Raw genomic sequence first — 13,194 nt, forward strand, 5'->3', positions numbered from 1 at the left:
GGGCGCGGCATGCCCCTGCCACGAGTGACAATGACTTCAGAAACCGAGGGTGACATGGCGCTTCAGATGCCCGAAACTCCGCTTGGCGTGGCCCTGATCGGGACCGGCTTCATGGGGAAATGTCACGCAATGGCGTGGCGCAACCTCGCGACCGTGTTCGGCGGTGCGCATCCCCGGTTGGAGGTCCTCTGCGACACGCCCTCCGACAAAGCCCGGGCGTTCTCCGAGCAGTTCGGCTTCGCACGCGGAAGCGACGATTGGCAGGCGAGCTGCACCGACCCGGCGGTCGACGTGGTCTCGATCACCGCGCCCAACGGTCTGCACCGCCCGATGGCGGAAGCCGCGCTGCGTGCAGGCAAGCATGTCTGGCTCGAAAAGCCGATGGCGCTGACGTTGGAGGATGCGCGGGCGATGGCGGCGCTTGCTACTGAGCATCCCGGACAGGTCACGATCCTCGGTTACAACTACCTGCGTTCGCCCGCCTTCCAGATGGCGCGCAAGCTGATCGCCGAAGGCGCGATCGGCACGCCGCGCGCCTTCCGCGGAGTTTACGACGAAGACTATTCCGCCGACCCGCGCCTCCCGTGGTCATGGCGGATGACGCGCGAGGCTGGTGGTCTGGGCGCCCTGGGCGATCTGGGCTGCCACCTCGTGTCGCAAATGGTCGCGCTTATGGGCCCGGTTGAGGAACTGACCGCGATGACGCAGATCGCTATCCCAGAGCGCGGCTCCCCCGATGGGCCGAAACCGGTCGAGAACGAGGACAGCGCGATGGCGCTGATCCGGTTTGCCAGCGGCGCGCAGGGCTCCTTCGCCACGTCGCGGGTCGCGCGGGGCCGCAAATGTCGCCTGCAATGGGAGATTCATGGCTCGGACGGCACGTTGGTCTTCGATCAGGAGAATATGAACGAACTGTGGCTGCACCGCGCTGGAGAGGCGGGCTTCACACGTCACCTCACCGGTCCCGAGCAGCCCGACTTCGCCGCCTTCTGCCCCGCGCCGGGGCACAATTTTGGCTTCAACGAACAGAAAGTGATCGAGGCGCGTGACCTGTGCGCGGCCATCGCGAGTGGCTCGAATGCCGGTCCCGATTTCGCCGCCGGTCTGGAGATCGAGACGGTGATCCACGCAATGGCGCGCTCCAACGGTGCCCCGATCCGGATCGGAGATATGGCATGAAAAACCTCGACGTGATCACGATTGGCCGGGCCGGCGTGGATTTGTATGGCGCGCAGATTGGCGGGCGTCTGGAGGATATGGGCTCGTTCGAGAAGTATATCGGCGGGTCTCCGACGAACATCGCCTGCGGGACGGCGCGGCTGGGGCTGAAGTCCGGGCTGATCACTCGCGTCGGCGACGAGCATATGGGCCGCTTCATCCGCGAGCAGTTGCTGCGCGAAGGGGTGGATGTGACCGGCGTGAAGACGGACCCGGAGCGGCTGACTGCGCTGGTGATCCTCGGCATCCGTGATGAAGAGCAGTTCCCGCTGATCTTCTACCGCGAGAACTGCGCGGATATGGCGCTGAGCGAGGAGGACATCGACGAGGCGCTGATCGCGCGGACGCGGAGCGTGCTGGCGACCGGCACGCACCTGTCGCATCCGCGCACGCGGGCGGCGGTGCTCAAGGCGCTGGAACTGGCCCGCAAGCATGGGGCCAAGACCGCGCTCGACATCGACTACCGCCCGAACCTCTGGGGCGTGGCGGGCCATGGCGAGGGCGAGAGCCGTTTTGTGGAAAGCGCCGAGGTCACGGCCAAGCTGCAGGACGTGCTGCATCATTTCGACCTGATCGTGGGCACCGAAGAGGAGTTCCACATCGCGGGCGGCTCGACGGACACGATCGAAGCGCTGCGTGCGGTGCGCAAAGTCTGCGATGCCACGCTGGTCTGCAAACGCGGAGCCGCCGGCGCGGTGGCTTTCGAGGGCGAGATTCCCGACAGCCTCGATGACGGCCAGACCGGTCCGGGCTTCCCGATCGAAGTGTTCAACGTGCTGGGCGCAGGCGACGGGTTCTTCTCGGGTCTGATGAAGGGCTGGCTCGACGGCGAGAGCTGGCCGAAGGCACTGGAATACGCCAATGCCTGCGGGGCGTTTGCGGTCTCGCGCCATGGCTGCACGCCCGCTTATCCCTCGCTGACCGAACTGGAATTCTTCCTCAAGCGCGGCGTGAAGCAGCCCGATCTGCGCAACGATGCGGAGCTGGAGCAGATCCACTGGTCGACCAACCGCCACACGCGCTCTCTGCCCGATTGGTCGGATTACCGGGTCTTCGCCTTCGATCACCGGATGCAGCTCGAAGAGATGCCGGGTTACACGCTCGAGAAGGGTGGGGCGTTCAAGGAGCTGTGCCTGTCGGCGGCAACCCAAGTGCAGGACGGCCGCCCGGGCTATGGTATTCTCTGCGACGATCGGATCGGGCGCGCGGCGTTGCATGCGGCCTCCGGGTCCGGCCTCTGGATCGGGAGGCCTGCGGAATGGCCCGGGAGCCGCCCGCTGGAGCTGGAACCGCAGCTTGGCCCCGATTGCGGCGGGCTGACCCAATGGGCGCGCGAGGAGGTGGTGAAGGTCCTGTGCTTCTGCCACCCCGACGACGATGCCGAGACGCGCGTCAATCAAGAGGCTACCGTCAAGCGCCTCTTTACCGCGGCGCGCAGGAACGTGCTGGAATTCCTGCTCGAGGTCATTCCGTCCAAGGTGGGGGCGGTCGATGCCGACACCACCGCGACCCTGATCCGGCAATTCTACGAGATCGGCGTCTACCCGGATTGGTGGAAGCTGGAACCGATGGCGGACGCGGCCGGATGGGCCAAGGCCGTGGCCGCCATCGAGGAATACGACAAGCACACCCGCGGAATCGTGGTGCTGGGCTTGGATGCGCCCGAGGCCGAGCTGGCCGCCAGCTTCGAGGTCGCGGCGAGTTTCGATCTGGTCAAGGGCTTCGCCGTCGGCCGGACGATCTTCGGTGACGTGGCGCGGGCCTGGATGCAGGGTGAGCTGACTGATGCCGAGGCCGTGGCCGAGATGGCGCGCCGCTACACGCGGCTCTGCGGGATCTGGGACGGAGCACGTGCGAAGGCGGCCAAGGCTGCTTGAGGTGTGATCGGGGAGGGGGCTCTGCCCCCGCTCCCTTCGGGAGCCCCCCGGGATATTTGGGCCAAGAGGAAGTGGCCCCAGAGAGGAAGAGAGAGATGGGTGAGACGATCCGGCTGACCGCCGCGCAGGCGATGGTGAAGTGGCTCTCGGTGCAGATGACCGAGGATGGCGAGCGGTTCATCGAAGGGATGTGGGCGATCTTCGGGCATGGCAACGTGGCCGGGATCGGTGAGGCGTTGCATGCCTACAAGGAGGTCTTCCCGACCTGGCGCGGGCAGAACGAGCAGACGATGGGTCATGCAGCGATCGCCTATGCCAAGGGCAAGAAGCGGATGCGCGCGATGGCGGTGACCAGTTCGATCGGGCCGGGATCGACGAACCTCGTGACGGCGGCCGCGCTGGCGCATGTGAACCGGCTGCCGGTGCTGATCGTGGCGGGCGACGTGTTTGCCACGCGCCGTCCCGATCCGGTGCTGCAGCAGGTCGAGGATTTCGACGATGGCACCGTCAGCGCCAATGACTGCTTCCGGCCCGTGAGCCGCTATTACGACCGGATCTCGCGCCCCGAACATATCCTGAGCGCGCTGCCCCGCGCGCTGCGGGTGATGACCGATCCGGCCAATTGCGGTCCCGCCGTGCTGGCCTTCTGTCAGGACACGCAGGCCGAGGCCTATGATTACCCGGTCGAGTTCTTCGAGCCGCGCGTCTGGCGTATTCGCCGTCCCGCTCCCGATGCGGGGGAATTGGCGCGTGTGGCTGAGATGGTGACGAAGGCCAAGAACCCGGTGATCATCGCCGGTGGCGGTGTGGTCTATTCGCAGGCCGAAGACACGCTGGCCGAGTTCGCGTCGAAGCACCGGATCCCGGTAGCCGAAACGCAGGCGGGCAAGTCGAGCCTCGCGCAGAGCCATCCGATGAGTTTCGGAGCCTCCGGCGTGGACGGTTCGGCGGCGGCCAATGCCGCCTTGCAAAACGCCGATCTGGTGATCGGGGTCGGCACGCGGTTCCAAGACTTCACCACCGGCTCGCGAACGCTGTTCGGGGAAGGGGCGAAGCTCGTCTCGATCAATATCCACGGCTATGACGCGGCCAAGCACGGGGCGGAGAGCCTCGTGGCCGATGCCAAGATCGCGTTGGAGATGCTGAGCGCCGCGCTTAGCGACTATCAGGCCGCGGCGCCCGATGCGGAGGCCCGCGAGGACTGGCTGCGCGCGGTCGACGCCTATTGCGCGCGTCCCGAGGATCAGGCGGCACTGCCCACCGACGGTCAGGTGATCGGCGCGGTGCAACGCGCGACGGGTGACGACGCGGTCGCGATGTGTGCGGCGGGCACGATGCCCGGCGCGCTGAAGCTGCTGTGGAAGCCCTCTCAGGGCGGCTATCACATGGAATACGGCTATTCCTGCATGGGCTACGAGGTGGCGGGCGCGATGGGGCTCAAGCTCGCGCGGCCCGAACGCGAGGTGCTCTGCTTCGTGGGCGATGGTAGCTACATGATGGCGAATTCGGAGCTCGCGACGGCGGTGATGCGGCGGGTGCCCTTTACGGTGATCCTGACCGACAACCGCGGCTATGGTTGCATCAACCGGCTGCAGACGATGGGCTGCGGCGGTGAGCCTTTCAACAACATGTATGTCGATTGCAACGTCGAGGTGCAGCCCGAGATCGACTACGTCGCACACGCGGCGTCGATGGGCGCGCATGCGGTGAAGGCGGCCAATACCGACCAACTGGAGGCGGAAGTGAAAGCCGCGCGCACGCGCGACATTCCGACGGTCATCGTGATCGACACGGTGGCCAAGGACTTCCCCGGCACCGGGCTCGAAACCAGCGCAGGCAAGCACGGCGCATTCTGGGACGTGGCGGTGCCCGAGGTCTCGGACCGCCAGAAGCAGCGCGATCGCTTCGAAGAATACCTGACCCAGATCGCAAACGCGCGGCTGGTGAATTGAGAATACGACCTGAGACCGGGGGCTCTGCCCCCGCTCGCGGACGCGAGCCCCCGGGATATTTGAACCAAGAGGAAGGGGTATCCCCCTTCGAGGAGTTGAACCATGATCCGTTTCGGCACGAACCCGATCGCCTGGGCCAATGACGACGACCCGTCGCTGGGCGCGCATATCCCGACCGAACAGATCCTGCGCGAAGCCGCTGAGATCGGTTTCGAGGGGATCGAGAATGGCCATCGCTGGCCGCAGGACGACGCGGAAGCGCTCAAGCAATTGTTGGGTGGCTATGGGCTGGATTTCGTTTCGGGCTGGTATTCGCTCAACCTTCTGACGCAATCAGTGGAAGCTGAGAAGGCGGCGATCCAGCCGCATCTCGACAAGCTCAAGCATAATGGCTGCAAGGTCTGTATTGCCTGCGAGACGTCGAATTCGGTGCAGGGGCAGGACGTGCCGCTGAGCGAGAAGGCGGTTCTGAGCGCCGCCGAAATGGCCGAATTTGGTGCCAAGGTCGAGGAACTGGCGGCGTTCACCGCAGGGCAGGGCATTGATCTGGTCTATCACCACCACATGGGCACCGTCGTCGAGACGCCTGCCGAGATCGACGCGTTCATGGCGGCGACCGGCCCTGCGACGAAGCTGCTGTTCGATGCGGGGCATTGCTATTTCGGCGGCGACGGGATCGATCCGGCTCCGATCCTGCGCAAATACGTCGACCGCGTGCGCCATTTCCACGCCAAGAATGTTCGCCCCGAAGTTATGCGCAAAGTGCGCGAGGAAGGCATGTCCTTCATGGACGGGGTGCGCGGCGGCGTCTTCACCGTCCCCGGCGATAGCGAAGGAGGGATAGATTTCGCGCCGCTGCTCTCGATCCTCAACGAGGCTGGCTATGACGGATGGATCGTGATCGAGGCCGAGCAGGATCCCGATCAGCGCAACCCGTTCGAGTATCAATCTCTGGGGCTCAAAACCCTCAAGTCAGCCGCCGTCAAGGCGGGGCTGATCGCCACCGAACAGGCCTGAGCGCATGGCCCGTGATCGCTTCCTCGATTTCGACACGCCTTGGTTCCGCCCGCTTTGGAAGCGGCTGCTGGTGGTGGGGGTGGCCCTTGGCTGGGGGCTGTTCGAACTCGTCGCTGGAGATCCGGGTTTCGCGATCCTGTTCCTCGCGATGGGCGGGTATGCCGCCTATCGTCTTTTCGTGACCTTCAAGCCGAGAGAAGACAAATGACCGATCTGCTGCGCAAACCCTTTGGCACTCATGGTAAAGTCCACGAGATCACCCCGCAATCGGCGGGCTGGCGCTATGTCGGCTTCTCGCTCTATCGGCTGCGGGCGGGCGAGCGTGCGGCGGAGGCGACCGGTTCTAACGAGGCGATCCTCGTGATGGTTGAGGGCAAGGCCGCGATTAACGCCGCCGGGCGGGATTGGGGGGTATTGGGCGAGCGGATGGATGTGTTCGAGAAGACGCCGCCGCATTGCCTTTATGTCCCGAACGATCAGCATTGGGGGGCCGTGGCAGAGACGGATTGCACGATCGCGGTCTGCCTCGCGCCGGGCAAAGGCGGGCATGAGGCGCGCCGCATCGGCCCCGACGGGATCAGCCTGACCGAGCGCGGAAAGGGCACCAATACGCGCTACATCAACAATATCGCGATGGAGGGAGAGGATTACTGCGACAGCCTTCTGGTGACTGAGGTGTTCACGCCAGCGGGCCACTGGTCGTCCTATCCAAGTCACCGCCATGACGAGGATGACTTCCCGCGCATCACCTATCTCGAAGAGACCTACTACCACCGCCTGAACCCGGCGCAGGGCTTCGGCATCCAGCGCGTCTATACCGAGGATGGCACGCTCGACGAGACGATGGCGCTCTCGGATGGCGACGTTGTGCTGGTCCCGCGCGGGCATCACCCCTGCGGCGCGCCTTACGGGTTCGAGATGTATTACCTCAACGTCATGGCCGGGCCGCGCCGCAACTGGCGTTTCCAGGCTGATCCTGCTGTGCAGTGGATCATGGAGCGGGATGCCTGAGCGGCATCCGTTGGGAGAAGAACCATGGGACAACCATTTCAACTGGCCGCCTGCGCAGAAATGCTCTGGAGTGACCGCCCGATCGAATGGCGCGCGGCGCGCCTCACCGAGATGGGCTTCGGCGTAGGGCTGTGGAACGGGCCCGACCACGATCTCGACAAGCTCGAGGCGGTGGGAGCGAATTACACGATCATGAACGGCTATCTGCAGGGGCGGCTGAGTGACCCCGAAGGTGCCGAGATGCTGTTACGCTCGGCCCGTGAGATTGCGCAGATCGGCAAGCGCCTTGGCGTGGACCGGCTCAACCTGCATGGCACGGGTCTTGGGGACGGCGGTCTCCCGATCCCGCACTCTGGGAGCTTCGCTCCGGGCATGTTCCAGCGTGCTTGCGATACGCTGAACAGGATTTGCGATCTGGCCGAGGAGGAGGGGGTGGTCTTCACCCTCGAGAACCTCAACCCGATCGACCATCCGGGATGCCCGTTCGGCGCGACAGCGGATGTTCTGGCGCTGGTCTCGACCGTCAATCGACCACAGCTGCGGATCAATCTCGACCTCTATCACACGCAGATTGGCGAAGGCGATGTGATCCGCTGGTGTGAGGCCTGTTTGCCTTGGATCGGTGAGGTTCAGGTGGCGGACAATCCGGGTCGCTGTGAGCCGGGCACTGGCGAGATCAACTACGCCGGTGTGGCGAGGGCGTTGCAGAAAATGGGGTATCAGGGCCCTGTGGGCATGGAGGCCTTCGCGCAAGGCGATGATGAGGTCGCACTTGAGGCTTTCCGCAGAGCCTTCACGGTCTGAGAGCATTTACCACTGGAAAGGAGTGTGCCGGTCATTTTTCCGACCAGCACACTATTGTGCGCTCGATCCTTTTACAGTCTCAAGGAACCAGCATGTCATGTGAACGGAAATGCTGGTTTTCGCGGCTTTGAATTTGAACTGACAGCTCTCGCGTCTACGGATCGAGACTTCACGATGCGTGCCGACCCAGGCCCGTTCTCAGCCTTGATCACCTGCTCGTCGCGCTACGCCGTTAGCGGACTTTCGCACCAAATGCAGCGAATGACTGTTTTTCCGCCCATTCCTGCATCACTTCGTTAACGGCCCAAAGCTGACCCTCAGCCTTTGTCAGACCGCTGCGCTGCAGCTTCATGAGACCGGCCATTCCTCCATCGTATGCAGAGCGGACGGAGCAGCACCGCGCACAAGGAGTTCGCCGCCGACCACCACACCTGCAAGGCCAATTGTCGCCAAAATAACGGAGTTCATTCTCTTGGGTCCTGTTGCGCCAATTCCATGGGGAGGGGAGCGTCTTCGGGCTGGTCCGCATCCAGTTCGGCCTGATCAGCACCGAGGGCGACCGTTTCAGGTGTCGAAGCGCGGGCCATCGGTTTGGATTGGAACGCCACCTTGTTTTCACTCGAGACGGCAGGAGCATTTCTTAGCCTGTAGGCCGCGAAAGCAAACAAAAGGATGTGTGCAGCGCCGGTGACAGCGAACAGGCTGAGAGCCCCGAATGCCGTCATCGACATACCGGCAACCGTAGGGCCGATGATCGACCCGATCCCGAACACAAGCAACAGACCACCGCTCACCTGAATATATGTTCCGGGCTCGGCATGGTCGTTTGCATGGGCCACGATCACCGGATACATCGCAAAAACCGTCGCTCCAAACAGAGCGGAAAGGCTAAGCACAGCGGCTGGAGTGGTCGCGCCCGAGACCAGAAAGAGCGCATCAGAAACAAGGGCAAAGCCGGCGATGGCGATCAGCACTTTTCTTCTGTCAAGACGGTCCGAGGCGATCCCGACGGGGATTTGCATCGCGGCGCCTGCCAGAATCGGAATGCTGGCGAACAACGCAATATGGCCCAGCGTCAGGCCGATCCGGGCCGCGTAAACGGCGGCCAAAGTTCCGAAAGAAGCATTTGAGACACCGACCATCAACACCGCAAAGACTGCGATGGGTGAATTTTTCCAAAGTCCCCGCAGATTGAGCGAGACCTTTGTAAGCGGCCGCGGGGTCGTTGTCGCGCTTATGGCTGTCGGCAGAAGCGCCAGACAGTAAACCATCGCGGCCAGAACGAAGAAGAAAAACCCGCTGGCATCCCCGAGTGTCAGCACCATCTGGCCAGCCGTCGTCGCAGCAAGATTTACCATCGTATAGATGCCGAAGACCCGACCGCGCGAGGATGCCTCGGTCCGCTCGTTGAGCCAACTTTCGACGATCATTGCCGCTCCTGCAAAACAGAAACCGGACAGCGCCCGCACAGGGATCCAGACCCATGGTGTGATAAGGATGAGAGAAGTAAGAATGGCAATGGCAGCAATCGCGCACATGGCCCCAAATGCCCTGATGTGGCCGACACGTGCCACGAGGGCAGGCGTGCGCAAGCACCCCGCGATATAGCCGATTGCCCACCCTGTCCCGAGCAGGCCGAGCGACGCTGCCGTGAAGCCTTCGGCCTCGCCGCGGACAGGCAGGATCAAGGCATTGACGCCACCCGCGAACAGCAAAAACGCTGAACCCAGAAACAGGGCACCGAGAGAGAACAAGCTCTTCACCATGCGACCGAACTGCTCCTTCTTGGTTCTTCATTGAAAATCTGGACTCGGAGGGACCAACGTCAAGAAATTCAGTGCTTTCCGGAGAAGAATATCTCCAAAACTGAGAACTGCGCCAGTGCAGGCATGACAGACAGTCTGCCGGTGGCCACGTCGACCTGTCGGCACGGCATCCTCGGTCATCTCGGGGTCAAACCAGATCGTCAGCGAGCCCCGCGACCATCGCGACCGCTGTTAGGCTCAACCCAGCGACGCTGCCGCCGGCTTACTGTAGGCTGGCCAGCTCTTGGTTTTGTAGGTCGGGCGCATGGGGTCCATCCGCTTCGGGAGTTTCTTCGGGACTCTTCGGGAATTTCCGTCGAATTATGTCCTGAATTGGCTTCTCAGTCAGCAAAACAGCCGAAAGCTCTTCTCCGCCGTAGTGCGGGGATGGCGCATTCAAAACAGCAGCTTATCGTCTCGGGAGGGTGGAGCGGGTAGCGGGAATCGAACCCGCGCGTTCAGCTTGGGAAGCTGACAGGCTACCATTACATCATACCCGCATGGTGCGAACGCAGAGGTATTCCAGCCGAAAGCCACGGTCAAGAGGGATCGCGCGTGGCCCCGCGCCCTCCCATGAAAAAGCGCCCGGCGAGGATCAGCTCACCGGGCGCCAGGCGCCGCGCGAAAAAAGGGAGACGAGGCGCGCGGGGGGTAGTTACATCTTCGGCTGAAGCACCGTGTCGATCACGTGGACCATACCGTTCTTCTGTTTCACATCGGCGGTCTGAACCGTCGCGACATCGCCTTTCGGGTCCTTAAGCATCACCATGCCGTCCTTGACCATCGCGGTCAGATCACAGCCGCCGAGCGTCTTGATCGTGGCCATGCCGTTACCCTTCTGAACGGTCGCGATGATATTCTCGGCGGTGATCACGCCCTTGGCGACGTGGCAGGTCAGGATATGCGTCAGCATCTCCTTGTTCTCCGGCTTCACCAGCGTGTCGACGGTGCCCGCGGGCAGCTTGTCGAAGGCCGCGTTGGTCGGCGCGAAGACGGTGAACGGGCCGGGACCCGCCAGCGTGTCGACGAGGCCCGCAGCTTTCACGGCTGCGACGAGCGTCGTGAGGTTCGGAGCGGCCGAAGCGTTCGCCGCGATCGGCTTGCTCTCATACATTTTCGCGCCACCGACCATCGGGTTCGCCAGCGCGGGCAGGGCGAGGCCCAAGGTTGCGGCTGCGGTGAGCGACGCGGCGAATGCGCGGAATTTCATGGACATAGGTTTTCCTTCCCTGTTGAGCGACGGTTGTCCCCGCCAAAGCAAGAGGGTTACGGCGCGCCGGGGGCGAGCCGATCACTTACGTCTCATCACGAAATCGTGTGCAGGCTGATCCGGCCCGAAATCGGGCCGCTCGCAGCGCTCTGAATCGAGGCCTGCAGGCACGCCTCAGCCGCGCCTGCGCCGTCTGCGCCCGCCATCCTCGCCGGAGCCGCCGGTGTTGAAGCTGACCTCCGGAAGCGGCGCAATCTTGCGCAGCTCGGGGAAGGGGGCGGTGGCGTGCGGTAGCGCGTTCGCGGCCACGAAATGCTCCTGGAAGCGCGGCTCGATCGCGGTCTCGACCTTGGTGATCTGATGCACCTGCGCCTCGATCTCGCGCCGCGCCTTCACCGAGCACAGCGCCATATGCGCGCCGGTGCCCGCTGCGTTGCCCGCCGAGGTGACACGATCGAGCGGCGCATCCGGGATCATCCCCAGCACCATCGCGTGTTTCGGAGAGATATGCGCGCCGAACGCACCCGCGAGCACCACGCGGTCGACCGTGTCCACGCCCATCTCGTCCATCAGCAGACGCGCGCCCGCGTAGAGCGCGGATTTCGCCAGCTGGATCGCACGGATGTCGCCTTGGGTGACGGTGATGCGCGGGCCTTCCTCACCACCGTCGTAGATCACGTATTCATGGGTGCGCCCGTTTGGCTCGCAGCGCGGGGTACCGACCTGCTCGGCCGAACCGATCAGCCCTGATGTGTCCACGATCCCGGCCATCCGCATCTCGGCCACGGCCTCGATGATGCCCGAGCCGCAGATGCCGGTGATGCGGGGCGTGCCGAATTCGGGATCGGTCGACCAGTGCTCGTTGCCGATGATCTTGAAGCGCGGCTCCTTGGTCTCCGGGTCGATCTCGATGCGCTCGATCGCGCCGGGTGCGGCGCGCTGGCCGCTGGAAATCTGCGCGCCCTCGAAGGCCGGGCCGGTGGGTGAAGAACAGGCCAGAACCCGTTGTTTGTTCCCGAGAATGATCTCGGCATTGGTGCCGACATCGACGATCAGCGACAGGTCGTCGCGCTTCTGCGGAGCCTCGGACAGCGCCACCGCCGCCGCATCCGCGCCGACATGGCCCGCGATCAGCGGCAGGATATAGGCGCGCGCGCCGGGGCTGGCCTCGATGCCGATCTCGCGCGCGGCGAATTCAAGGCTCTCCGAGGTCGCCAGCGCAAAGGGCGCCTGACCCAACTCCACCGGATCGATGCCCAGCAACAGGTGGTGCATCACCGGGTTGCAGACGACGACCGCCTCGACGATCTCGCCCGTCTCGACCTTCGCCTCTTCCGCCAGTTGCCGCGCTAGATCGCCCATCGCATCGCGCACGGCGTTGGTCATTTCCTGATCGCCGCCGGGGTTCATCATCACGTAGGAGACCCGGCTCATCAGGTCTTCTCCGAAGCGGATCTGCGGGTTCATCACGCCCGCGCTCGCCAGCACCCGCCCGTCATCGAGCGCGACCAGATGCCCCGCAATCGTGGTCGAGCCGAGGTCGATCGCCAGCCCATACAGCGGCACCTCGCGCACGCCGGGGAAGATGCCCGTCACGCGCGGCCCGTCGCCCGCATCGTGGATCGCGACCGTGACCTTCCAATCGGCCTTGCGAAGCGCGGGCTGCAGGATTCGCAGAACATCAAGATCGGCGCGCACGCCTTTGATCTGCCACTGCTTTTCGAGGGCCTGCGAGAGCCGCTGCAGGTCGCCCTCGGGGCGGTGCATATCCGGTTCCGCGACTTCGACATAGACCGGGCGCGTCGCCGGATCCATCTCCATCACGCGTTCGGAAGCCGCCTTGCGCACGACCTGTTTGTGCACCTGACTTTCGGGCGGCACGTCGATCACCACGTCGTCGAGGATTTCGGTCTGGCAGCCCAGCCGCCGCCCCGGTTTCAACCCGCGAATCCGGTCATAGCGTTCCTCGACCGCGTTGATCGGGCTGACCGCGCCGGGCTCCACATGCAGGCCGAGTTTGGGGAAATCGCCGAAGGACGGCGTGCACTGGCATTTCGAGCACACGCCGCGCCCGCCGCAGACGGAATCGAGATCGACACCCAGCTTGCGCGCCGCCGCGAGCACTCTTGTGCCACGCGCCACGCGCCCCCGCTTGCCAGAGGGGGTGAAGATTACCTGCACGTCTTCGGTCATATCGCGCTCCCGTTTTCCTTGCCCCTCGTTCTAGGGCCCATGCGGGGCAGAGCAAAGCCCGCAACCGACGCGCCTGCATGAGAAATCGTCATCATCATCATGCAGCC

Annotated in this window: 11 protein-coding genes and 1 tRNA gene; 7 read left to right on the top strand and 5 right to left on the bottom strand. The window is 64.0% G+C overall.

Translation table 11 applies throughout. From position 1 onward, the window contains the following. Positions 1-30 precede the first annotated feature (30 nt). From B6V73_RS07445 to B6V73_RS07475, 7 genes are all read left to right on the top strand, one after another. Positions 31-1,179, top strand: coding sequence for a Gfo/Idh/MocA family oxidoreductase (locus B6V73_RS07445; RefSeq protein ID WP_240504115.1), 1,149 nt, complete (start codon positions 31-33; stop codon positions 1,177-1,179). Next, positions 1,176-3,095, top strand: coding sequence for a 5-dehydro-2-deoxygluconokinase (gene iolC / locus B6V73_RS07450; protein WP_088724911.1), 1,920 nt, complete (start codon positions 1,176-1,178; stop codon positions 3,093-3,095). The genes B6V73_RS07445 and iolC overlap by 4 nt, the downstream gene beginning before the upstream one ends. Positions 3,096-3,190: 95 nt before the next feature. Beyond that, positions 3,191-5,047 carry a 3D-(3,5/4)-trihydroxycyclohexane-1,2-dione acylhydrolase (decyclizing) gene (gene iolD / locus B6V73_RS07455; RefSeq protein ID WP_088724912.1) on the top strand — a complete coding sequence of 619 codons (1,857 nt, stop codon included), beginning with the start codon at positions 3,191-3,193 and terminating at the stop codon, positions 5,045-5,047. A 102-nt stretch (positions 5,048-5,149) separates the two neighbouring features. Then, positions 5,150-6,064: a myo-inosose-2 dehydratase gene (gene iolE / locus B6V73_RS07460; protein WP_088724913.1), complete on the top strand. Its 915-nt coding sequence runs from the start codon at positions 5,150-5,152 to the stop codon at positions 6,062-6,064. A 4-nt stretch (positions 6,065-6,068) separates the two neighbouring features. After that, entirely contained in the window at positions 6,069-6,272 is a 204-nt protein-coding gene (locus tag B6V73_RS07465; RefSeq protein ID WP_078542413.1) for a hypothetical protein, read from the top strand. Continuing rightward, positions 6,269-7,075 (top strand): 5-deoxy-glucuronate isomerase, encoded by an 807-nt coding sequence (gene iolB, locus B6V73_RS07470; protein WP_088724914.1) that lies wholly within the window; start codon positions 6,269-6,271, stop codon positions 7,073-7,075. Before B6V73_RS07465 ends, iolB begins: the two co-directional genes overlap by 4 nt. 24 nt (positions 7,076-7,099) lie before the next feature. After that, complete coding sequence (locus B6V73_RS07475; RefSeq protein ID WP_088720250.1) at positions 7,100-7,879, top strand: TIM barrel protein; 780 nt, start codon at positions 7,100-7,102, stop codon at positions 7,877-7,879. Between the two features lie 232 nt (positions 7,880-8,111). Here the strand turns inward: B6V73_RS07475 and B6V73_RS21325 are convergent, their stop codons facing one another. From B6V73_RS21325 to B6V73_RS07495, 5 genes are all read right to left on the bottom strand, one after another. After that, complete coding sequence (locus tag B6V73_RS21325; protein ID WP_276206793.1) at positions 8,112-8,243, bottom strand: hypothetical protein; 132 nt, start codon at positions 8,241-8,243, stop codon at positions 8,112-8,114. A 100-nt stretch (positions 8,244-8,343) separates the two neighbouring features. After that, on the bottom strand, positions 8,344-9,645 hold the full coding sequence (locus B6V73_RS07480; RefSeq protein ID WP_088724915.1) for an MFS transporter: 1,302 nt from the start codon (positions 9,643-9,645) through the stop codon (positions 8,344-8,346). Positions 9,646-10,110: 465 nt separating this feature from the next. Continuing rightward, a tRNA-Gly gene (locus B6V73_RS07485) sits at positions 10,111-10,184 on the bottom strand. Between the two features lie 155 nt (positions 10,185-10,339). Beyond that, the gene (locus B6V73_RS07490) at positions 10,340-10,900 is read right to left on the bottom strand and encodes a fasciclin domain-containing protein (protein WP_088720252.1); all 561 of its coding nucleotides are present in this window, start codon (positions 10,898-10,900) and stop codon (positions 10,340-10,342) included. A gap of 168 nt (positions 10,901-11,068) precedes the next feature. Then, positions 11,069-13,087, bottom strand: a complete 2,019-nt coding sequence (locus B6V73_RS07495) for an ASKHA domain-containing protein (protein WP_088724916.1) — start codon at positions 13,085-13,087, stop codon at positions 11,069-11,071. Positions 13,088-13,194: the final 107 nt, after the last annotated feature.

The sequence above is a fragment of the Thioclava sp. JM3 genome (assembly GCF_002213185.1).
GTDB lineage: Bacteria > Pseudomonadota > Alphaproteobacteria > Rhodobacterales > Rhodobacteraceae > Thioclava > Thioclava nitratireducens.

What these genes read in the sequence shown, in the direction of transcription:
- B6V73_RS07445 (WP_240504115.1), top strand. Translation starts at nt 31, where the DNA reads ATGACTTCAGAAACCGAGGGTGACATGGCGCTTCAGATGCCCGAAACT.
- iolC (WP_088724911.1), top strand. Translation starts at nt 1,176, where the DNA reads ATGAAAAACCTCGACGTGATCACGATTGGCCGGGCCGGCGTGGATTTG.
- iolD (WP_088724912.1), top strand. Translation starts at nt 3,191, where the DNA reads ATGGGTGAGACGATCCGGCTGACCGCCGCGCAGGCGATGGTGAAGTGG.
- iolE (WP_088724913.1), top strand. Translation starts at nt 5,150, where the DNA reads ATGATCCGTTTCGGCACGAACCCGATCGCCTGGGCCAATGACGACGAC.
- B6V73_RS07465 (WP_078542413.1), top strand. Translation starts at nt 6,069, where the DNA reads ATGGCCCGTGATCGCTTCCTCGATTTCGACACGCCTTGGTTCCGCCCG.
- iolB (WP_088724914.1), top strand. Translation starts at nt 6,269, where the DNA reads ATGACCGATCTGCTGCGCAAACCCTTTGGCACTCATGGTAAAGTCCAC.
- B6V73_RS07475 (WP_088720250.1), top strand. Translation starts at nt 7,100, where the DNA reads ATGGGACAACCATTTCAACTGGCCGCCTGCGCAGAAATGCTCTGGAGT.
- B6V73_RS21325 (WP_276206793.1), bottom strand. Translation starts at nt 8,243, where the DNA reads ATGGCCGGTCTCATGAAGCTGCAGCGCAGCGGTCTGACAAAGGCTGAG.
- B6V73_RS07480 (WP_088724915.1), bottom strand. Translation starts at nt 9,645, where the DNA reads ATGGTGAAGAGCTTGTTCTCTCTCGGTGCCCTGTTTCTGGGTTCAGCG.
- B6V73_RS07490 (WP_088720252.1), bottom strand. Translation starts at nt 10,900, where the DNA reads ATGTCCATGAAATTCCGCGCATTCGCCGCGTCGCTCACCGCAGCCGCA.
- B6V73_RS07495 (WP_088724916.1), bottom strand. Translation starts at nt 13,087, where the DNA reads ATGACCGAAGACGTGCAGGTAATCTTCACCCCCTCTGGCAAGCGGGGG.